The organism is Halomonas sp. ABH4_019 (genome assembly GCF_056159885.1).
Map to the genome: position 1 here is coordinate 298,977 of NZ_JBSWWC010000002.1, position 18,907 is coordinate 317,883.

Consider the following 18,907-nt stretch of genomic DNA (forward strand, 5'->3'; position numbering starts at 1 on the left):
GGGCCCTCCCTGTGCTCGTGGATCGAAGACGGCCCTCGGGCCTCAGGCCGCCGGCGCCAGGCCGCCCCACCCCGCCAGCCGCGGATGGGTCCAGACCGGCGCCACCGCGGTGCGGGGCACCGGGCTCATGCTGCCCGGGGCCAGGTGGCCGCCGGGGAAATGGAAGTCGCTGCCCAGCGAAGCCGAGAGCTCCCGCTCCTGGAGCTGACGGGCCAGGTCGCGGGTGGCGTCGGGATTCTGGAAGCCGCTGACCAGCTCGACGGCCTGGCCGCCGGCCTCGCGGAAGTCGTCCAGCAGCAGGCCGCGCTTGCGTCGCGTCAGCTTGTGGCGCATCGGGTGCGCCAGCACCGCCACGCCGCCGGCGTCGAGGATCCAGCCCACTCCCTCGCGGAGATAGGGCCAGTGGGCCTTGATGTCTCCGGCCTTGCCGTTGCCCAGGTACTTGGCGAAGGCGGTGCCCATGTCGGGTACCAGGCCCGCCGCCACCAGCGCCCGGGCGAAGTCCGGGCGCCCCAGCGGGCGGTCCGAGCCGGCCTGCTCGCGGGCCCGGGCCAGGGCGTCGTCGAGGCCGATCTTCTCCAGGCGCTGGGCGATGGTCGCCGCGCGTCGCTCGCGAGCCTCGGCCTGGGCCACCAGGCCCTCGGCCAGGGCCCCTCGGGCGCCCTCGGGCAACAGCCCCACCACGTGCAGGTTGACCCCTCGCCACTGGGTGGAAAGCTCGGTGGCCGCCAGCACGCGTACCCCCGCGGCCTCGCCGGCCCGCTGGGCCTCCGCCACGCCGTCCACGGTGTCATGGTCGGTGAGGGCGATATGGGTCAGGCCCCGCTCGGCGCACAGCGCGACCAGGTCGGTCGGCGACAGGGCGCCATCCGAGGCGGTGGAATGCATGTGCAGGTCGACGGTGAGAGGGTCGTGACCCTCGAAGCGCACGGGAAGTGCAGGCATTGGCATGACGGCGGCAGGTGACTCTGAGAGAATGTCTGCCATGGTGCTCGCCCGACCCACCCCGGTCAACCGAGCCACTCGCCCACGCGGCGCGAGCCGCTTAGCCGAGGACATCCCGAGATGCTCTACGCCATCATCAGCGAAGATGTGAACGACAGCCTGGAACGGCGCCTGGCCGCCCGCCCCGATCACCTGGCCCGCCTCGAGCAACTGCGCGACGAGGGCCGCCTGGTGCTGGCCGGCCCCCACCCGGCCATCGACAGCGAGGACCCCGGCGAGGCCGGCTTCAGCGGCAGCCTGGTGGTCGCCGAGTTCGAGGACCTGGAAAGCGCCCAGGCCTGGGCCGATGCCGATCCCTACATCATCGCCGGGGTGTATGCCGAGGTGACGGTGAAGCCGTTCAAGAAGGCGCTGCCCTAGGCTTTGTCTGAAAAGTCGGCGAGCGAAGGCTAGACAAGGCAAAAATCAGCGAGAAGCCGGAGTTTACGGGGTGTAAATGAGGACTTTGACCGGGCTCGCGCACGAGCTGATTTTTAACGCGGTATAGCCGAGCGCAGACAGTTTTCAGACACTGCCTAAGGCCTGACGGACGCCTCCGCCGCTGCCGGATCCGGCCCGAGCGGATGGCTCGGGCCGTTTCTCGTGGCCGGGCGCCTCGAGACGCTCCCCTCTCGCGTCGCCAACCCGCCCCTGTCGATAACTTATCAACAGCGGGTTTTCCCACAGCTTCTGTGGATAACATTGTGAAAACGCCGCGGACCCCTTGCGCCAGCCCAGTGACGGAGGCGCCGCGGCGAGATCGATCAATCCTTGACCAGCCGCCGCCCCACCCCGGAGCCGACCTTGACCGCCGCCCCCGATCCCCTGCCGCCGCTGGCCGGCCTGGCATGCGCCCGACTCGACTGGCGCCAGGACGCCAGCGGAGAGCGCGCCCCGCATTCCCGCGCCTTCGACGACGTCTATTTCTCTCGCCACGACGGTCGCGCCGAGACCGAACACGTCTTCCTGGCCGCCAACCGCCTGCCCGAGCGCTTCGCGGGCTGGCAGGCGCCCCGCCCCTTCGTGGTCGGCGAGACCGGCTTCGGCACCGGGCTCAACATGCTCTGCGCCTGGGCCTGCTTCGACGCCCACGCCCCGGCGGGCGCCCGGCTGCACCTGGTGTCCACCGAGAAGTTTCCGCTGGCCCGCGACGACCTGGCCAGGGCGCTGGCCGCCTGGCCGGACCTGGCCGACCGCGCCGCCGCGCTGGTCGCCCAATGGCCGGAACCGGTGGCCGGCGTGCACCGCCTGTGGCTCGACGAGCGGGTGACCCTGGACCTGCACTTCGGCGACACCACCGAACGCCTGGCGCTGCTCGACGGCGCCGTGGACGCCTGGTTCCTCGATGGCTTCGCACCTTCGAAGAACCCCGAGATGTGGCAGCCGGCGCTGTTCGCCGCCATGGCCGCGCGCTCGCGCCCGGGCGCCACCTTCGCCACCTTCACCTGCGCCGGGGTGGTCAAGCGCGGCCTCAGGGCCGCCGGCTTCGCCTGGCGCAAGGTGCCGGGCTTCGGCCGCAAGCGCGAGATGCTGGCCGGCGAGATCGAGACGCCCCCGGCGCGTGCTCTCGGCGATCCCATGCGCCGCCGGTCCACGCCCTGGTTCTCACCGCCCGCGCCGCAAGCAGCCCGCCGCGTGGCGGTGATCGGCGCCGGGCTCGCCGGCACGACCGTGGCCGCCGCCCTGGCCCGCCGCGGCGTGGCGGTGACGCTGATCGACCGCGAGGGCCCCGGCGCCGGCGCCTCGGGCAACGCCCTCGGCGCGCTCTACGTGAAGCTCGCCGCCGAGACCAACCCGCAGAGCCGCTGCTACCTGGCCGGCCTGCTGCACGCCCGGCGCTGGCTCGAGGCGCTCGACCCCGACCAGGCCCTGTGGTCGCCCTGCGGCGTGTTGCAGCTCGCCACGTCCGAGCGCGAGGCGCGCCGCCAGGCCCGCTTCGTCGATAATCATCCGCTGCCGACGGGTGTGGTGCGCCCAGTCGACGCCGCCGAGGCCGGCCGGCTGGCCGGCCTCGCGCTGCCTCTCGGCGGGCTCGGCGTTCCCTACGGCGGGCTCGATTATCCCCTGGCCGGCTGGGTGCGCCCGGCCGCCCTCTGCGAGCGCCTGGCGGCCAGCGACGGAGTGAGCGCTTACCGGGGCGAGGTGCGCCAGCTCTCGCCCATCGCGGGAGAAGACGAGAACGGGGGCTGGCGGCTGACGCTGGTCGGCGACGGCGGCGGGGGGAAACACGCAGAGAGCACGCTCGAGGTCGATCAGGTGGTGATCGCCGCGGCCACCGCCTCCAACGGCTTCGCCCAGACCGCCACCCTGCCCCTGCAGCCAGTGCGCGGCCAGATCTCACGGCTCGCGCTGCCGGACGGCGCCCCCGCGCCGGCGCGGGTCATCTGCGCCGGCGGCTACGCCATGCCCCCGCGGGACGGCGAGCTGACCTTCGGCGCCAGCTTCGCCCCCCACGACGCCGACGCGACTGTGCGCGAGGCGGATCATGCCGCCAACCTCGCGGAGCTGGAGCGCACCCTGCCCGGCTATCCCGCCGCGCTGGCCGAGGCCGGCGCCGACCTCTCGCCGGCGGCGCTGGAAGGTCGCGCCGCGGTGCGCGCCGCCAGCCCCGACAAGTCGCCCTACGCCGGCCCGGTGCCCGACGCCGAGGCCTGGCACCGGGACTATGCCGCCCTGGCCAAGGACGCCACCCGAGTGCCGGACCGCCCCGGTCGGCATCATGCGGGGCTGTGGATAAGCGCCGCCCACGGCTCCCGGGGGCTCGCCAGCGCGCCGCTGTGCGCCGAGCTGATCGCCTCGCGGATCTGCGACGAGCCGCTGCCGCTCGAGGCGCCGCTGGCCGATCACCTGCATCCCGGGCGACGGGTGATTCGCGAGCTGATACGGGGCCACTGAGCCCCGGGCCCGGCGCGCCGTCAGGCTGCCAGGGGCTCAGGGAGGCGTATCAACGAGGGGAGCGCTTCACCCCTCTTCCTCGTCGTCGGCGAGGTCGCGCCCGAAGGCCCGCCACTGGGCCAGGGTCATCACCTCGGTGGTCTCTGTCTCGAGGTCGTGGGCGATGATCAGCTCGCTGCGCTCCAGCTGGCGCTTGAGCTCGCCGACCCAGCCGGCCATGCCCTCGCCGGTGTCGGTGGTGTCGTAGCCCTGCCGGGTAACGAAGGCCTCCAGCAGGCCGTCCAGGGTCTCCCCCGGCAGCATGCGGTAGGGCACCTCGATAAAGCGATCGCCACTCATGCGTCGTCCTCCTGCGTGTCCTGTGGCGTCTGGCCGCTCTCCCAGCTCGTCAGGCGCGCGATGAAGGTCGCCTCGTCGATCACCTCGACGCCGAGCTGCTCGGCCTTGGTCAGCTTGCTGCCGGCGGCCTCCCCGGCCACCAGGCAGGCGGTCTTCTTCGATACGCTGCCGGAGACCTTGGCCCCCAGCGCCTGGAGCCGCGTCTTGCCCTGGTCGCGGGTCATGCTCTCCAGGGTGCCGGTGAGCACCCAGGTCTGACCGTCCAGCGGCGTGGGGCCGGCCTCGACCTCGGCCTCCTCCCAGCGCAGCCCGGCGTCGATCAGGGCCTGGATCGTCTCGCGGTTGTGGGGCTGCTGGAAGAAGGTATGCACGTGGGCGGCGACGATGGGACCCACGTCGTCCACCGCCTCCAGGGCCTCGCGATCGGCCTCCATCAATGCGTCTAGCGTGCCGAAGTGGCGGGCCAGATTGGCGGCGGTGGCCTCGCCCACCTCGCGGATGCCGAGCGCATAGATGAAGCGCGAGAGCGTGGTCGCCCTGGCCTTGTCCAGCGCCGCCACCAGGTTCTCGGAGGACTTCTCGCCCATGCGCGGCAGGGTGGCGAGGCGCTCGGCCTCGAGGGCGAACAGGTCCGCCGGCGTCTTCACCCAGTCGCGCTCGACGAGCCCGTCGATCAGCTTCTCGCCCAGCCCCTCGATGTCCAGCGCCCGGCGCGAGGCGAAATGCTTGAGCGCCTCCTTGCGCTGGGCGGCGCAATAGAGCCCGCCAGAGCAGCGGGCCACGGCCTCGTCCTCGAGGCGTTCGATCTGCGAGTCGCAGACCGGGCAGCGCTCGGGGAAGACGATCTCGCGGGCATCGTCCGGGCGCTCGTCGAGCTGGACGCGTACCACCTGGGGGATGACGTCGCCGGCCCGGCGAATGGCCACGGTATCGCCGATCCTCACCCCGAGCCGCGCGATCTCGTCGGCGTTGTGCAGGGTGGCGTTGGAGACCGTGACGCCGGCCACCGAGACCGGTTCGAGGCGCGCCACCGGGGTGATGGCACCGGTGCGACCGACCTGGAACTCCACATCGTTGAGCCGCGTGACCTGCTCCTGGGCGGGAAATTTGAAGGCGATCGCCCAGCGCGGCGCCCGGGCCACGAAGCCCAGTTCGCGCTGCAGGCGCAGGTCGTCGATCTTGATCACCGCGCCGTCGATGTCGTAGCCGAGCCCGTCGCGCTTCTCGCCGAGCCGGCGGCAGTAGTCGATGATGCCCTCGGCGCCGTGGACGACTTCGAGCTCGGCATTGACCCGAAGGCCCCACTCCCGCAGCAGCGCCATCTGCTCGCTGTGTGTCGAGGCATCGATATGGGCGAGGCTCGCCGTGTCTTGAACCAGCTGGTAGGCGGTGAATTCCAGCGGTCGGGTGGCGGTGATGCGCGGATCGAGCTGGCGCAGGCTGCCGGCGGCGGCGTTGCGCGGGTTGGCGAACACCTTGGTGTCCTCGGCGCGCGCCTTGTCGTTCATGGCCTCGAACTCGGCGTGGCGCATGGTGACCTCGCCGCGGACCTCGAGCCGATCCGGCCATTCCTTGCCGCGCAACCGCAGCGGGATCGACTTCAGGGTCTTGAGGTTGGAGGTGATGCCCTCGCCGGTGCGCCCGTCGCCCCGGGTGACGCCGGCGGTCAGCTCGCCGTTTTCGAAGACCAGCGACACGGCGGCGCCGTCGAGCTTCGGTTCGCAGCAGAAGGTCAGGCCTTCGGGGGCGGTCTCCAGCCGGTCGGCGACCCGCTTGGCGAAGGCCGCCAGCTCCTCCTCGTCGAAGGCATTGTTCAACGACAGCATGGGCACCGCGTGCGGGATCTCGGGAAAGCCCTCCGCGGGCGCGGCACCGACCCGCTGGGTGGGCGAATCGGGCGTTTCCAGCGCGGGATGCTCGGCCTCGATCTCCTGCAGCCGGCGCAGCCGACGGTCGTAGTCGGCGTCGGTCATGCGCGGCTCGTCGAGCACGTAGTAGCGGTAGTTGGCGTCCTCGAGCTCGGCGCGCAGGCGCGCCGCCTCGTCCTCAATCGTGGGGTCGGGGTGGGTCATGTCATCCGTGTCTCGATCAATAGCAAAAGCCTCGAAGCTCGAAGCTCGAAGCTCGAAGCTCGAAGCTCGAAGCTCGAAGCTCGAAGCTCGAAGCTCGAAGCTCGAAGCTCGAAGCTCGAAGCTCGAAGCCAGCATGGTCGCCTAGCTTACCAAAGCAGCAACCCCCGTGGGGTGACCTCACGGGGGTTGCTCTTCTCGTCCACTGTACGGCTTGTCGCTTCCGGCTTTAGTTTACCTGATAGCGATGCAGACGATGGCGGCGCTCGAACTCCTGAACGCGCTGGCGGGCGAACTCGACGGTCTGGGCGGTCATCACGCTCATGTTCTCGTCCTTCAGCTCGCCGCCCAGGTGGCGGACGATGACCATCGCGGTCTCGACCATCGCCTCGAAGGCCGCCGAGGTATCGGTGGCCCCCGGCAGCGGCATCAGCAGGGTGATGCCCGGCGTGCGGAAGTCGTCCATGGCCTCGATCGGGAAGGTGCCCGGCTTGACCACGTTGACCATCGAGAACTGCAGGGCGCTGCCCGGATCCTCGGTCTCGAAACGATGGAAGATGCCCATGTCGCGACCATAGCGCAGGCCGCAGGCCAGCATCAGGTCGAGCAGCGCGGTGCCGGAGAAGCCTTCCTCGCCGCGGGCCATGACGCTGATCACGATCAGTTCCTCGGCCTCGCCCAGGGCGTCCCGGGCGTGATCGGCCTCGACGTCGTGGCGCAGGGCCTTCTCGAGCACCGGGTGCGCGCGCACCACGTCATCCTCCTGGGGCGGCAGGCCCGATGCCTCGGCGACGGCCTCGGGCGTCGGCTCGGGGGCCGCAGCGCGACGCGGCGCGAACAACGGGTCGTCGTCCTCGAGCGGCGCGGCCTGTCGGCGCTCCGCCTCCAGCGCCCGGGCCTCGTCCTCGCGCTGCCGCCGGGCGGCCTCCTCGGCCTCCCGCGCCGCCTGCTGGCGACGCGCCTGTTCCGCCTTCTCCTGTTCGCGGCGCGCCTTCTCGGCCTTTTCCTGCTCTCGGCGGGCGCGCTTCTGGTCGCGCCGCTCGGCGAGGCCCTTCTGCAGGGTGGCACCGAAGCGCTGCACCGAGGAGCCGACTCGCTTGGAGCCGTTCTTCAGGGAGTCGCCCATGCCTTCCAGGTCGACCAGCCGATAGTGTTCCTCGTCGTAGCCGTCGTGATCGGCCGGATCCGCCATCAGCGGCTCCGGCGCCTCGGCGTCACGGCCTTCGGCGGCATCGCCGAGGGCGGGCTCGCGACGCTCCGGCTCGGCCGCCACCGGCGCGGGGCCGTCGTGGTCGGCCTCGGGCGACGGGCTCAGCGCATCGCGACCGGACGCCGCGCTTGCAGGCGCGGGCGAAGAAGAAGGAGTATCGGCCTCGAGCGGCCGCCCGCGATCATGCTTCGGCGACGGTTCGGCCGCGGGAGACGGGGTCGACTCGGCCGGCGCCGGCTCGCCCTGCTGGCGACGAAACTCCGACAGCACGCGCGACGGGCCAGGATGATCCTGGCGCTGGAGCTTGGGCTTGGGTTGCACGCCACTCTCGTCTGCGGGCCTGACGACTCGCGCCCCTCCATTGGGCAGTTCCCAGTTGATTTCGGCCTCGCGGGCCGCCGCTTCGGGGTCTTCGTCGGGGCCAAGGGCGTCGTGTCCGGCCTGGTCGAGACGCGGGACACGGCGCTGGCGCTGCAGACGACGCACGCCGTCGATGACGATCAACGTCACCAGTGCCAGCCCCAGAATGATCAGCCACTCTCTTAGTTCCATGGGTCGTCATGCCTTTTTGCTAAGGCGCCATGCCTGATGGTTGTCCGTCAACAGCATAGCGCGATTGCCCGAAAAAGGACCAATTATTTTGGATGTCAAGTCCGCCTTTTTTTAACGGAACTCGCACCGGTCCTCCGCAATCGCCCTTCGAGAATCCCTTCGTATACCTGCAATGCAACATCGCTTTCTTCCTTGTTAACCCTTTTGCCGCCAGCGTTCAAGCCCATCAGGCCTCGGCCAGCGCCGCGGCCTCATCGACGCCCACCGCCACCAGACGCGACACCCCGGGTTCCTGCATGGTCACCCCCATCAGTCTTTCCGAGGCTTCCATCGCAATCTTGTTGTGGGTGATATAGATGAACTGGACCGAGTCCGACATCTCCTTCACCAGCTTGGCATAGCGTCCCACGTTGGCATCATCGAGGGGTGCATCCACCTCATCGAGCATACAGAAGGGCGCCGGATTGAGCTGGAAGATCGCGAATACCATGGACAACGCGGTGAGCGCCTTTTCTCCCCCCGAGAGCAAATGAATGGTGCTGTTCTTCTTGCCGGGGGGGCGCGCCATGATGGCCACCCCGGTCTCCAGCAAATCCTCGCCGGTCAGGGTCAACCATGCGGTCCCGCCACCGAAGACCTTGGGGAAAAGCGTCTGCAGACCGGCGTTGACCCGCTCGAAGGTGTCGCGGAAGCGGGTGCGGGTTTCCTGGTCGATGCGACGAATCGCCCGGTCCAGGGTCTCCAGCGCCTCGCTGAGCTCGCGGTGCTGGGCCTCCAGGTAGTCGCGCCGCTCGGCCTGCTGGTCGTACTCCTCGATGGCCGCCAGGTTGATGGCCCCCAGCCGGCGGATGCGCTCGCCGACCTCCTCGAGGCGGGTCTGCCAGGCGGACTCGGTGGCATTGGGGTCGAGCCCCTCGGTCAGCGCCTCGGCGTCGTGATCGAGCTCGCGCAGCTGTTCGTCCTGGGTCTCGGCCTTGAGGGCCAGCGCCTGGACCTGCATGCGTGATTCCTGCAGCCGCTCGCGAATGCCCTCGAGCTGGCGCTCATGCCCCTGGCGGGCCTGTTCGTCCTCGCGCAGCCGTTCCACCAGGCCGGCGGCCCGGGAACGCGCCGCGTTGAGCTCGCGCTCCTCACGCTCGCGCCGGTGCAGCAGCTCCTCCAGGCGCTCGCGGCGCTCCTCGTCGGGCTCGAAGAGCCCCTCCCGGGCCTCCTCGAGCTCGGCGCAGCGCTGTTCGAGTCGCTCCCGCGCCTCGCCGGACCGCCCCTGCTGCTCGGCCAGGCCGGCGCGCTCGGTGGCCAACCGCTGATGCTCCAACGCCAGCCGCTGGGACTGCTCGGCCAGCGGCCGCTGCTGGCTGCGCAGCTGGGTCAGCCGCTCGCGCGCCTGCTGGCGGGCCCGCTCGAGGAGTTCGCGGGTCTCGGCGCCCTCCTCGAGGCGAGCCATGGCCGCCTGCCAGTGCTCGCGGGTCTCCTCGATGGCCAGCCGGGTCTCCTCGGCGGACTCGGCCAGGCCCTCGAGCTCATCGGCGAGCTCGCCGGCCCGACCCTGGAGATGCTCGAGGCGGCTGGCCAGGCCGCTGTCCTGGACCGCCAGCTGCTGGCGCTGCTGCTCGAGGTCGCGCTCCTCGAGGCGTAGCGCCTCCAGCCCTTCCTCGGCCCGCTCGACGCGCTCGGTGGCTTCGGCCAGGCGCTGCTCCTGGTCCTCGAGGCGTTCCTCCACCCCGGCGAGCTCCTCGCGGACCTCGGCCTCGCGGCGGCGGCTGACCAGCAGGGCATCGGGGCCCTCGTCCTGGCCGCGGTGGCGCGCCCAGCCGTCGCCCAGCCACAGGCCGCAGGCGGTGATCAGGCTCTCGCCGGGCGCCAGGCCGTCGCGCTCGGCCCAGGCCTGCTCGCGACTCGCCGCGCAGCGCACCCCGGCGAGCCACTGGGCCGCCGCCCCGGCGCCGCTGACCCGGGCGGCCAGGCTGCCGGCCGGGGCCTCGCGCTCCTCGGCCTCGAGCAGCCCCAGCTCCGGCGCCAGCGACGGGGCAAGCAGGCTGGCAGCGTCGGACAACGGGGCGAGGCGAGCCCGCAGCCAGGGCGCCAGCACCCAGGACACCACGTCCTCCCAGCCGGACTCCACCGTGAGGCGCTCGCCGAGGCGCGGCGCCTCGGCGAGGCCCTGGGCGGCCAGGTGGTCGTCGAGGGTCTCGTCGTGATCGGCCAGGGCGGCCTGGATCAGCGCCTCCAGCGAGGCCAGCTCGCCCTGCAGGGTACTGCGCCGCTGGCGGTCGGCCTCGCGGGCCGCCTCGGCCGCGCGGACCGCCTCCCGGGCGGCGTCGCGGTCGGCCTGGCCCTGCTCGCGCCGAGCCTCGCGCTCGGCCAGCCGCTCCTCCAGTTCGGCGAGACGCTCGGCCACCTCGCCACGCTGGGCCTCGAGGCCGGCGATGTCGGGGAGCTCCTCGCGCTGCTGGCGACGCTTGCGGGCATCGCCGTCGAGGCGTTCGAGGGTCGCCTCCTGCTCGCGCAGCCGGTCCTGGGCGCGCTCGGCCTCGCGGCTGTCGGCCTGCCAGGTCTCGCCGAAGGCCTCCCAGTCGGCGTCCGCCTCCTCGGCCTGGGGTTCGGCCTCTTCCAGGGCCGCCTCCAGCTCGGCGAGACGCTCGGCGACCTCTTCCTGCTCGGGCCCCAGCGTCTCGAGGCGTTCGTCGAGACGCATCAGGCGCTCGCCGTCGTCCTCGCCGAGCCGCGCCAGGTCGGCGAGCTCCTGGCGAGCGGCCTCCAGGTCCCGGGCCAGCTGCTGGTCCCGGGAGCGGGTGTGTTCCAGGTCCTGCTCGAGCCTGGCGATGGCGGTGGTGGTCTCGTGGAAGCGGGTCTGGTAGCCCTCGAGTTCCGAGGCCAGCCGGTCGTGCTCGGCGCGGGCCTCCTCCAGGCGGGTCTCGCACTGGCGCAGCCCCAGTACCTCGCGCTCCACCGAGGTCTCGAGCTCGCGGACCCGGCCTTCCTCCTCGCCCTGGCTGGCACGCAGGGCGCGGCCGCGCAGCAGCGCCAGTTCGCCCTTGAGCCGGTACTCCTCCTGCTTGAGGGTCTGGTAGCGACGCGCGGCGTCGGCCTGGCGCTTGAGGCGCTCGAGCTGCTTGTCGAGTTCCTCGCGGATGTCCTCCAGGCGCTCCAGGTTCTCCTGGGTGCGGCGCATGCGGTTCTCGGTCTCGCGGCGGCGCTCCTTGTACTTGGAGATGCCGGCGGCCTCCTCGAGGGTGGAGCGCAGCTCCTCGGGCCGCGATTCGATCAGCCGCGAGATCATGCCCTGGCCGATGATGGCGTAGGAGCGCGGCCCCAGGCCGGTGCCCAGGAACAGGTCCGAGATGTCGCGGCGGCGGCACTTCTGGCCGTTGAAGAAGTAGCTGGACTGGGCCTCGCGGGTGACCAGGCGCTTGACCGAGATCTCGGCGTACTGGGCATAGGGGCCGCCCATGGCGCCGTCGCGGTTGTCGAACAGCAGCTCGATGGAGGCCTGCCCCACCGGCTTGCGCCCGGTGGAGCCGTTGAAGATGACATCGGTCATCGACTCGCCGCGCAGGGTCTTGGCGGAGGACTCCCCCATGACCCAGCGCACCGCGTCGATGATGTTGGACTTGCCGCAGCCGTTGGGCCCGACGATGGCGGTCATGTTGCCGTCGAAGGGCACGGTGATGGGGTCGACGAAGGACTTGAAGCCCACCAGGCGAATCGACTTTAGACGCATGCGCTATTCCACGACCCTGTCGATGATCAGTTCCACCGGCTCGCCGTCGGGAGGCCCGACCGCCACCGCCTCGAGGCGCCCGAGCAGGTCGCCGGGCCGGGGTTCGGCCCGACCGTCGGACGAGACCCGCACCACCAGCCGCGCCTGTTCGACGTCGGACAGTCGGGCCCCGGGGGCCATGGCGTCGCCGTCGTCGAGGGTCAGGGTGGTCGGCAGCGCGCCCAGGGTGGTGCGTGCCACCGCCAGCGGCGGCAGCTCGCCGGCCATGTCACGGGCCACCACGAACACCGCGGTGTCCGACGCCAGGCGATCGGCCAGCTCGGGGGCCAGGCTCAGGCGCACCCGGATGCCGGGGCCGGCGGCCGCCTCCGGCGCTTCGCCCAGGCGCCGCTGGGCGGCACGGATGCCCTCGCGCAGGGCCTCGGCGGACTGGGGATCGTCCATCCCGGCGATGGCCCGGCGCCAGCGGTCGATGGCGGCCTCGTAGTCGCCGCCCTCGAAGGCCTCGATGCCCAGCAGGCCGAGCACCGTGGGCTGGCCGGGGTCGGCGGCCAGGGTCTCGTCGACGAGCGCCTGGACGTTCGGGGTCAGCTCGCGGCCGGCGGCAAAATACCGCAGCTGGGCCAGCTCGGCGAGCAGCCAGGGGGTTCGCCCCTCGAGCGCAAGCAGCCGGTTCAGCGCCCGGTCGGCCGCGTCGATGCGCCCGCTGTCGCGATACAGCGGGAACAGCGAGCGCCAGACGTTGGGATTGCCGGGCTGGTGCTCGGCCTGGGCCTCCAGGCGCTCGATCAGCCGGGGCAACGCGGCTTCGGGGTCGGTCATCGCCTGCTGCTGGATGCGGTACAGCGCCAGGTCGCCCTCGGCGCCCTCGCCGCGATACCAGAGCACGCTGATCACCACCAGGGCGACCATCGTCAGCGGCACCAGCCACTTGCCCGCAGCGGCCGGCCTGAGCGGCGAGCGCGCCGACGCGGCGGTGTCGTCGAGCAGGCTGCGCTCGAGCTCGAGGCGATCCTCGGCGAAGCGCGCCGCGTCGATCTCGCCGCGCTCGCGAGCGGCCTCCAGGGAGGCCAGGCGACGCCGATAGACGGCGACGTTCTGGCGGGTGGTGCGATCATGGGCCTCGTAGTCGGCCTGGGCGCGGGCCACGGCGCCGGCGCGCCGCAGGGGCAGCACCAGCAGCCACAGCGCCGGCACCAGCAGCAGGGCGAAGGCCAGCCACAGCGCGGTCATCGCTCGTCCTCCCGGCCGATCAAGGCGTCCAGGCGGGCACGCTCCTCCGGGGAGAGCCGCCGGGACGAGGCCCGGCGCCGCGCCCGCACCACCAGCACCACCAGCAGGGCACCGCCCAGCACCAGGGCCGCGGGCAGGCCCCACAACAGCAGGGTGCGCCCCTCGAGGCGAGGGTTGTATAGCACGTAGTCGCCGAAGCGGCTGACCATGAAGTCGAGGATCTCCTTGTCCGAGCGGCCGTCCTCGAGCAGTTGGTAGACCCGCTCGCGCATGTCGCCGGCGATCGGCGAGTCGGAGTCGTCGATCGCCTGGTTCTGGCACTTGGGGCAACGCAGGGTGGCAGTCAGCGATTCATAGCGCTCGCGCATCACCGGGTCGTGGAACTCGCGCACCTCGATGGCGGCCTGGGCCAGCGAGGGCACCAGCAACGCCAGCATCAACAACACGCGGATCAGTCGCGCCATTTTTCCACCTCCGGCAGGATCACCTCGCGAACGTCCCGGGGCGTGATGTAACCGGTGTGGTGATAGCGGATCACGCCCTCGGCGTCGACCAGGAAGGTCTCCGGAGCGCCGTAGACGCCGAGATCGAAGCCCAGGCTGCCTTCGGGGTCGAACAGATTGACCTCGAAGGGATTGCCGAACTCTGCCAGGAAGGCGCGGCCCTTCTCGCGGGTGTCCTTGTAGTCGACGCCCACCAGGCGCACGCCGCGATCGGCGAGTGCCAGCAACTGGGGCATCTCCTGCTTGCAGGTCGGACACCACTCGCCCCAGACGTTGACCAGGGTGACCTCTCCCTGGAGCAGCGTCTCGTCGAGGGTGCGCGACGGGTCGGCCAGGGTCGTCAGCGAGAAGGCCGGGAAGGGCTCGGCCATCAGCGCCGAGTCGCGCTCGGCGGGATCGATCGATAGCCCGCGGTAGAGGAACACCGCCAGCACCAGGAAACCGGCCAGCGGCAGCAGCAGCAACAGGCGACGCGTCATGCGGCCACCTCCCGCGGGGTGCGCTCCGGGTCCGGGGCGGTGGCCGCTCGCCGGTAGCGACGATCGATCACCGCCAGGATACCGCCGGCGGCCATCAGCAGACCGCCCAGCCACAGCCAGCGCACGAACGGCTTGAACTGGATGCGCAGCGCCCAGCTGCCGTCGCCCAGGTCCTCGCCCATGGCCACGTAGAGATCGCGCAGGAAGCCCGGACGCAGGGCGACGTCGGTCATCGGCATGCCGCGGGCGAGATAGAGGCGCTTCTCCGGGGTCATCACGAAGGTGCGGGCCTCCTCGCCGCGGCGCACCTCGATGCGCGCCGCGTCGGCGACATAGTTGGGGCCGCGGCGGCTGCCCAACTCGGTCATGGAGAAGGTGTAGCCGGCCACCTCGACGCTGTCGCCCACCGCCATGCGCACGTTGCGCTCCACGGCGTAGTTCGATACCACGGTGACGCCGACGATGGTCACCGCCAGGCCCAGGTGGCCGAGCACCATGCCCCAGTGGGCCAGCGACAGACGGCGCAGGCCGGCCAGGCGCCGCCCTTTACCATCGCGGCTCTTCTCCCACAGGTCGCGGACCAGCGGCAGCACCACCCACAGCGCCGCCACCAGGCCCAGAGTGACCGCGAGGTTCCACTCGCCGCCGTAGACCAGCGGCGCCAGCAGGCCGATGGCCAGGGCCGCGGCGCCGGCCAGCCACACCCGTCGCGCCAGCTCCCGAGCGCGGGTGCGCTTCCAGTGGGCCAGCGGGCCGAGCCCCATGAATACGCACAGGATCACCGTCAGCGGCACGAACAGGGCATTGAAGTAGGGCGGGCCGACGCTGATCTTGCCCAGGTCCAGGGCATCGAGCAGCAGCGGGTAGACGGTGCCCAACAGCACGGTGACCGTCATGATCACCAGCAGGATATTGTTGACCAGCAGCAGGGCGTCACGGGACGACCAGGTGAAGCCGACCCGATGGCCGACCCGGGGCGCGCGCAGGGCGAACAGCAGCAGCGAGGCACCCACGGTGATGCCCAGCAGCACCAGGATGAACAGTCCCCGGGAGGGATCGTTGGCGAAGGCGTGCACCGAGGTCAGCACCCCGGAGCGCACCAGGAAGGTGCCCATCAGCGACAGCGAGAAGGTCGAGATCGCCAGCAGCACCGTCCAGCTCTTGAAGGCGCCACGCTTCTCGGTCACCGCCAGCGAGTGGATCAGGGCAGTGCCGGCCAGCCAGGGCAGCAGCGAGGCGTTCTCGACCGGGTCCCAGAACCACCAGCCGCCCCAGCCCAGCTCGTAGTAGGCCCACCAGCTGCCCAGGGCGATGCCCACCGAGAGGAAGGCCCAGGCGACGTTGGTCCAGGGCCGCGCCCAGCGGGTCCAGGCGGCGTCGAGCCGGCCGCCGAGCAGCGCGGCGATGGCGAAGGCGAAGACCACCGAGAAGCCGACGTAGCCCATGTAGAGCATCGGCGGATGGATGATCAGGCCGACGTCCTGGAGCAGCGGATTGAGGTCGGCGCCGTCGGCGGGCGGGCTCGGCAGCAGCCGTGCGAAGGGGTTGGAGGTCACCAGCACGAAGGCCAGGAAGCCGACGGACACCAGGCCCATCACCCCCAGCACCCGGGCCAGCATGTCCCGCGGCAGCTCCCGGGAGAAGCGGCTGACGGCGAAGGTCCAGGCGCCGAGAATCAGGCTCCACAGCAGCACCGAGCCCTCGTGATTGCCCCACACCGCGCTGGCCTTGTAGTACCAGGGCAGCAGCGAATTGGAGTTGTTGGCCACGGTGGCCACGCTGAAGTCGTCCAGCAGGTAGCTGGCGGTCAGGCAGGCGTAGGCGACCAGCAGGAACAGGAACTGGCCGGCGGCCATGGGGCGCGCATAGGCCATCCACAGCGGCCGCCGGGTCGCCGCCCCGGCCAGCGGCACGATCGCCTGCGCCACCGCCATCAGCAGCGCGATGATCAGCGCGAAGTGACCGATTTCGGGGATCAGCGGGATCAGCATGGTGCCTCCGGGTCAGTCCTCGGCCTCGAGCCGCTCGGCCACCTCGGCGGCCTTGGCCTGGAAGTCCTCCGGCGAGTAGCCGGCGTCTTCCAGGGCCTGGGCCACCTCGGGGGGCATGTAGTTCTCGTCGTGCTTGGCCAGCACCTGGTCGGCGCGCAGCCAGCCCTCCGGCTGCAGCCGCCCCACCACCACCACGCCCTGCCCCTCGCGGAACAGGTCGGGCAGGATGCCGCTGTAGCGCACCTCGAGCTCTTCGACGTAGTCGGTGACCATGAAGGCGACGTCGAGACTGTCCGGATCGCGGGCCACGCTGCCCGCCTTGACCATGCCGCCGGCGCGGATCTGGCGCTCCAGCGGGGCCTGGCCCTCGGCGATCTGCACCGGGCTGAAGAACAGGTTGATGTTGCTGCGCAGGGCGTAGAGCGTCAGCCCCACGGCGATGGCCGCCAGGGTCACCAGCCCCAGGATCACGTAGAGTCGCTGCTTGCGCTTGGCTCTCATCGGTTATGTTCCTCTCCGGTGGTGCCGGCCTGGCGCCGTTCGCGGCGCACCCGGCGGCGGAGGTCGCGCAACACGCGCCGGCGCTCGGCCCGGGCATGCCAGCCCACGCCCAGCAGCAGCGCGGCGGTGGCGCCGTAGGCGGTCCAGACGTAGGGCGCGTGGCCGCCCATGGCGAAGAAATCGGACAGCGACGCGAAGGCCATCAGCCGCCCTCCCCGACCAGCTCGCGCACCCAGCGCTTGGCCGACTCGCGGCGCAGGATCTCGCTGCGCGTGCGCATCAGGGTCACGGCGATGAAGAAGCAGTAGAAGCCGAGCACCATCAGCAGCAGCGGCCACCACATCGACGCGGGCATGGCCGGCTTCTCGATGATCGAGAAGCTCGCCGGCTGATGGAGGGTGTACCACCACTCCACCGAGTACTTGATGATCGGAATGTTGATCACGCCCACCATGGCCAGCACCGAGGCCGCCCGGGCGCCGCCGTCGCGGCTGGCGAAGGCGCCGCGCAGGGCGATCACCCCGAGGTAGAGGAACAGCAGGATCAGCATCGAGGTCAGGCGCGCATCCCACTGCCACCAGGTGCCCCAGGTGGGCACGCCCCACACGGCCCCGGAGAGCAGCGCCACGAAGGTCATGCCGGCGCCCAGCGGGGCCATCATCGCCGCCGCCATGTCGGCGAGCTTGATCTTCCAGACCATGAACACCAGGGCGGCCGCGGCCATGGCGACGAAGATCGACTGGGCCAGGAAGGCCGCCGGCACATGGACGTAGATGATGCGAAAGCTGTTGCCCTGCTGGTAGTCGGCCGGGGCGAAGGCCAGCCCCCAGACGCCGCCGACCAGGATCAGCGCCACCGCCGCCACCCAGAACGGCGGCAGCCAGCGCGCGCTGATGGCGTAGAACCCCTTGGGGGAACCGAGATTGTGAATGAAGGCCCACATGATGCCGTGTCGTCACCTCAACCGTTGAGACTGATGCGCAGCGCCGCCGCGATCGCGAGGGGCGCGAAGATCAGCGCCGCCGCCAGCAGGGCGCCGAGAATCGCCAGGTGCGGCGCCACGCCGCCGCCCTGGATCGCCGCCTGGACGGCCCCGGCGCCGAAGATCAGCACCGGAATATAGAGCGGCAGCACCAGCAGCGACAGCAGCACCCCGCCCCGGGACAGCCCCACGGTCAGCGCGGCGCCGATGGCGCCGATCAGGCTGAGGCTGGCGCTGCCCAGCGCCAGCGACAGCGCCAGCACCGCGTAGCTGCCCGCCGGCAGCGACAGCATGACGCCCAGTACCGGCGCCATCAGCGCCAGCGGCAGGCCGGTGAGCAGCCAGTGCACCGCCACCTTGGCCAGCGCCAGCGCCGGCAGCGGCTGGGGCGAGAGCAGCAGCTGTTCCAGGCTGCCATCCTCGAAATCGCCGCGGAACACCCCGTCCAGGGACAGCAGCGCCGCCAGCAATGCCGCCACCCACAGCAGACCCGGCGCGATGGTCGCCAGCAGCGTCGGATCCGGGGAGATGCCGATCGGGAACAGGGTGATCACCAGGGCGAAGAACACCAGCGGGTTCCACACCTCGCCGCGCCCGCGCAGACGCAGCACCAGGTCACGGCGCAGGGTCGCCCGAACTGCGACCGCGAGCCCGCCTTCCGGTTCCCCGGCCAGGGGCAGTGGCGCCGCGGCGGGCCGCGAATCAGCGCTCGACATCGCGGCCTCCCTCGCCCAGCCGCAGGCGGCGCAGCGGCACGCTGGCCCGCAGCGCGTGATGGGTGGTCACCAGCACGCTGCCGCCACGCTCGGCATGCGCCGCCAGGCGCGCCTCGAGGGCGGCGACGCCGTCGCGGTCGATGGCCGTGAAAGGCTCGTCGAGCACCCACAGCGGGCGCGGCGTCAGCTCCAGCCGGGCCAGGGCCACGCGGCGCTGCTGCCCCGCGGACAGCTGGGCCACCGGCAGGTCCTCGAAGCCGGCCAGGCCTGCCGCCTCGAGCGCCGTCAGTCGCGCGGCCTCGCCGTCGCCCTTTCCCTCACCCTGCTGGCCGGCCAGCGCCTGATACCAGGCGAGATTCTCCAGCGGCGTCAGCGCCGCCTTCACTCCCGGGGCATGCCCCAGATACAGAAGGTTGGCGAGGAAATCGCGGCGCACCCGGCGCAGCGAAGCGCCGTTCCACAGCACCTCGCCCTCGTAGTCCGCCAACTGGCCGGAGAGTATCTTGAGCAGGGTGGTCTTGCCGCTGCCGTTGGGGCCCTCGACGCGCAGGATCTCGCCGGCCCGGATCTCCAGATCGAGATCCCGAAACAGCCAGCGGTCGTCTCGCTCACAGGCCAGCCGTCGGGCTTGCAGGCGCAGGCTCAAGGCACTCTCCGGGCATGGGGAATATGGCTCGGCACTGTACACGGAAAAGATTTTCATCGCCAGTCGAGGGCGGCCGCAGGCCGCGT

16 protein-coding genes are annotated in these 18,907 nt (G+C 71.3%); 2 read left to right on the forward strand and 14 right to left on the reverse strand.

Annotated elements, in window-relative coordinates:
* Window positions 1-42 precede the first annotated feature (42 nt).
* Entirely contained in the window at window positions 43-951 is a 909-nt protein-coding gene (locus ACXAFN_RS08540; RefSeq protein WP_474987941.1) for a PHP domain-containing protein, read from the reverse strand.
* Between the two features lie 114 nt (window positions 952-1,065).
* On the opposite strand from ACXAFN_RS08540, the gene ACXAFN_RS08545 reads away from it, so the two are divergent.
* Together ACXAFN_RS08545 and mnmC are read left to right on the forward strand one after the other, a co-directional pair.
* Entirely contained in the window at window positions 1,066-1,365 is a 300-nt protein-coding gene (locus ACXAFN_RS08545; RefSeq protein WP_474987943.1) for a YciI family protein, read from the forward strand.
* Between the two features lie 423 nt (window positions 1,366-1,788).
* A complete protein-coding gene (mnmC, locus tag ACXAFN_RS08550; protein WP_474987945.1) occupies window positions 1,789-3,879 on the forward strand; it encodes a bifunctional tRNA (5-methylaminomethyl-2-thiouridine)(34)-methyltransferase MnmC2/FAD-dependent 5-carboxymethylaminomethyl-2-thiouridine(34) oxidoreductase MnmC1 in 2,091 nt (696 codons plus the stop codon).
* Between the two features lie 66 nt (window positions 3,880-3,945).
* Here the strand turns inward: mnmC and ACXAFN_RS08555 are convergent, their stop codons facing one another.
* The 13 genes from ACXAFN_RS08555 to ccmA form a co-directional block, all read right to left on the reverse strand.
* Window positions 3,946-4,218 carry a YheU family protein gene (locus tag ACXAFN_RS08555; RefSeq protein WP_474987946.1) on the reverse strand — a complete coding sequence of 91 codons (273 nt, stop codon included), beginning with the start codon at window positions 4,216-4,218 and terminating at the stop codon, window positions 3,946-3,948.
* Complete coding sequence (gene ligA / locus ACXAFN_RS08560; protein ID WP_474987948.1) at window positions 4,215-6,290, reverse strand: NAD-dependent DNA ligase LigA; 2,076 nt, start codon at window positions 6,288-6,290, stop codon at window positions 4,215-4,217. The genes ACXAFN_RS08555 and ligA overlap by 4 nt, the downstream gene beginning before the upstream one ends.
* Window positions 6,291-6,516: 226 nt before the next feature.
* Window positions 6,517-8,049, reverse strand: a complete 1,533-nt coding sequence (zipA, locus tag ACXAFN_RS08565) for a cell division protein ZipA (RefSeq protein ID WP_474987950.1) — start codon at window positions 8,047-8,049, stop codon at window positions 6,517-6,519.
* Window positions 8,050-8,275: 226 nt separating this feature from the next.
* Window positions 8,276-11,770, reverse strand: coding sequence for a chromosome segregation protein SMC (gene smc / locus ACXAFN_RS08570; RefSeq protein ID WP_474987952.1), 3,495 nt, complete (start codon window positions 11,768-11,770; stop codon window positions 8,276-8,278).
* Window positions 11,771-11,773: 3 nt separating this feature from the next.
* On the reverse strand, window positions 11,774-13,003 hold the full coding sequence (ccmI, locus tag ACXAFN_RS08575; protein WP_474987954.1) for a c-type cytochrome biogenesis protein CcmI: 1,230 nt from the start codon (window positions 13,001-13,003) through the stop codon (window positions 11,774-11,776).
* Complete coding sequence (locus tag ACXAFN_RS08580) at window positions 13,000-13,467, reverse strand: cytochrome c-type biogenesis protein (RefSeq protein ID WP_474987955.1); 468 nt, start codon at window positions 13,465-13,467, stop codon at window positions 13,000-13,002. Before ACXAFN_RS08580 ends, ccmI begins: the two co-directional genes overlap by 4 nt.
* Window positions 13,455-13,985 (reverse strand): DsbE family thiol:disulfide interchange protein, encoded by a 531-nt coding sequence (locus tag ACXAFN_RS08585; protein WP_474987957.1) that lies wholly within the window; start codon window positions 13,983-13,985, stop codon window positions 13,455-13,457. The genes ACXAFN_RS08580 and ACXAFN_RS08585 overlap by 13 nt, the downstream gene beginning before the upstream one ends.
* Window positions 13,982-15,976, reverse strand: coding sequence for a heme lyase CcmF/NrfE family subunit (locus tag ACXAFN_RS08590; RefSeq protein ID WP_474987959.1), 1,995 nt, complete (start codon window positions 15,974-15,976; stop codon window positions 13,982-13,984). Before ACXAFN_RS08590 ends, ACXAFN_RS08585 begins: the two co-directional genes overlap by 4 nt.
* A 12-nt stretch (window positions 15,977-15,988) precedes the next feature.
* On the reverse strand, window positions 15,989-16,477 hold the full coding sequence (gene ccmE, locus ACXAFN_RS08595) for a cytochrome c maturation protein CcmE (protein WP_474987961.1): 489 nt from the start codon (window positions 16,475-16,477) through the stop codon (window positions 15,989-15,991).
* Window positions 16,474-16,680, reverse strand: coding sequence for a heme exporter protein CcmD (ccmD, locus tag ACXAFN_RS08600; protein ID WP_474987963.1), 207 nt, complete (start codon window positions 16,678-16,680; stop codon window positions 16,474-16,476). Before ccmD ends, ccmE begins: the two co-directional genes overlap by 4 nt.
* Window positions 16,680-17,420 (reverse strand): heme ABC transporter permease, encoded by a 741-nt coding sequence (locus ACXAFN_RS08605; RefSeq protein ID WP_474987965.1) that lies wholly within the window; start codon window positions 17,418-17,420, stop codon window positions 16,680-16,682. The genes ccmD and ACXAFN_RS08605 overlap by 1 nt, the downstream gene beginning before the upstream one ends.
* Window positions 17,421-17,437: 17 nt before the next feature.
* Window positions 17,438-18,175, reverse strand: coding sequence for a heme exporter protein CcmB (gene ccmB / locus ACXAFN_RS08610; RefSeq protein WP_474987967.1), 738 nt, complete (start codon window positions 18,173-18,175; stop codon window positions 17,438-17,440).
* Window positions 18,162-18,821, reverse strand: coding sequence for a cytochrome c biogenesis heme-transporting ATPase CcmA (gene ccmA, locus ACXAFN_RS08615; RefSeq protein ID WP_474987968.1), 660 nt, complete (start codon window positions 18,819-18,821; stop codon window positions 18,162-18,164). The genes ccmB and ccmA overlap by 14 nt, the downstream gene beginning before the upstream one ends.
* Between the last annotated feature and the right edge of the window lie 86 nt (window positions 18,822-18,907).

Bases quoted from the DNA above. Each gene is read 5' to 3' on its own strand.
- ACXAFN_RS08590 (WP_474987959.1), bottom strand. From the start codon at position 15,976: ATGCTGATCCCGCTGATCCCCGAAATCGGTCACTTCGCGCTGATCATC.
- ccmB (WP_474987967.1), bottom strand. From the start codon at position 18,175: ATGTCGAGCGCTGATTCGCGGCCCGCCGCGGCGCCACTGCCCCTGGCC.
- ACXAFN_RS08540 (WP_474987941.1), bottom strand. From the start codon at position 951: ATGCCAATGCCTGCACTTCCCGTGCGCTTCGAGGGTCACGACCCTCTC.
- ACXAFN_RS08605 (WP_474987965.1), bottom strand. From the start codon at position 17,420: ATGTGGGCCTTCATTCACAATCTCGGTTCCCCCAAGGGGTTCTACGCC.
- smc (WP_474987952.1), bottom strand. From the start codon at position 11,770: ATGCGTCTAAAGTCGATTCGCCTGGTGGGCTTCAAGTCCTTCGTCGAC.
- ACXAFN_RS08585 (WP_474987957.1), bottom strand. From the start codon at position 13,985: ATGACGCGTCGCCTGTTGCTGCTGCTGCCGCTGGCCGGTTTCCTGGTG.
- ACXAFN_RS08555 (WP_474987946.1), bottom strand. From the start codon at position 4,218: ATGAGTGGCGATCGCTTTATCGAGGTGCCCTACCGCATGCTGCCGGGG.
- ACXAFN_RS08545 (WP_474987943.1), top strand. From the start codon at position 1,066: ATGCTCTACGCCATCATCAGCGAAGATGTGAACGACAGCCTGGAACGG.
- ccmI (WP_474987954.1), bottom strand. From the start codon at position 13,003: ATGACCGCGCTGTGGCTGGCCTTCGCCCTGCTGCTGGTGCCGGCGCTG.
- ligA (WP_474987948.1), bottom strand. From the start codon at position 6,290: ATGACCCACCCCGACCCCACGATTGAGGACGAGGCGGCGCGCCTGCGC.
- zipA (WP_474987950.1), bottom strand. From the start codon at position 8,049: ATGGAACTAAGAGAGTGGCTGATCATTCTGGGGCTGGCACTGGTGACG.
- ccmD (WP_474987963.1), bottom strand. From the start codon at position 16,680: ATGGCCTTCGCGTCGCTGTCCGATTTCTTCGCCATGGGCGGCCACGCG.
- ACXAFN_RS08580 (WP_474987955.1), bottom strand. From the start codon at position 13,467: ATGGCGCGACTGATCCGCGTGTTGTTGATGCTGGCGTTGCTGGTGCCC.
- ccmE (WP_474987961.1), bottom strand. From the start codon at position 16,477: ATGAGAGCCAAGCGCAAGCAGCGACTCTACGTGATCCTGGGGCTGGTG.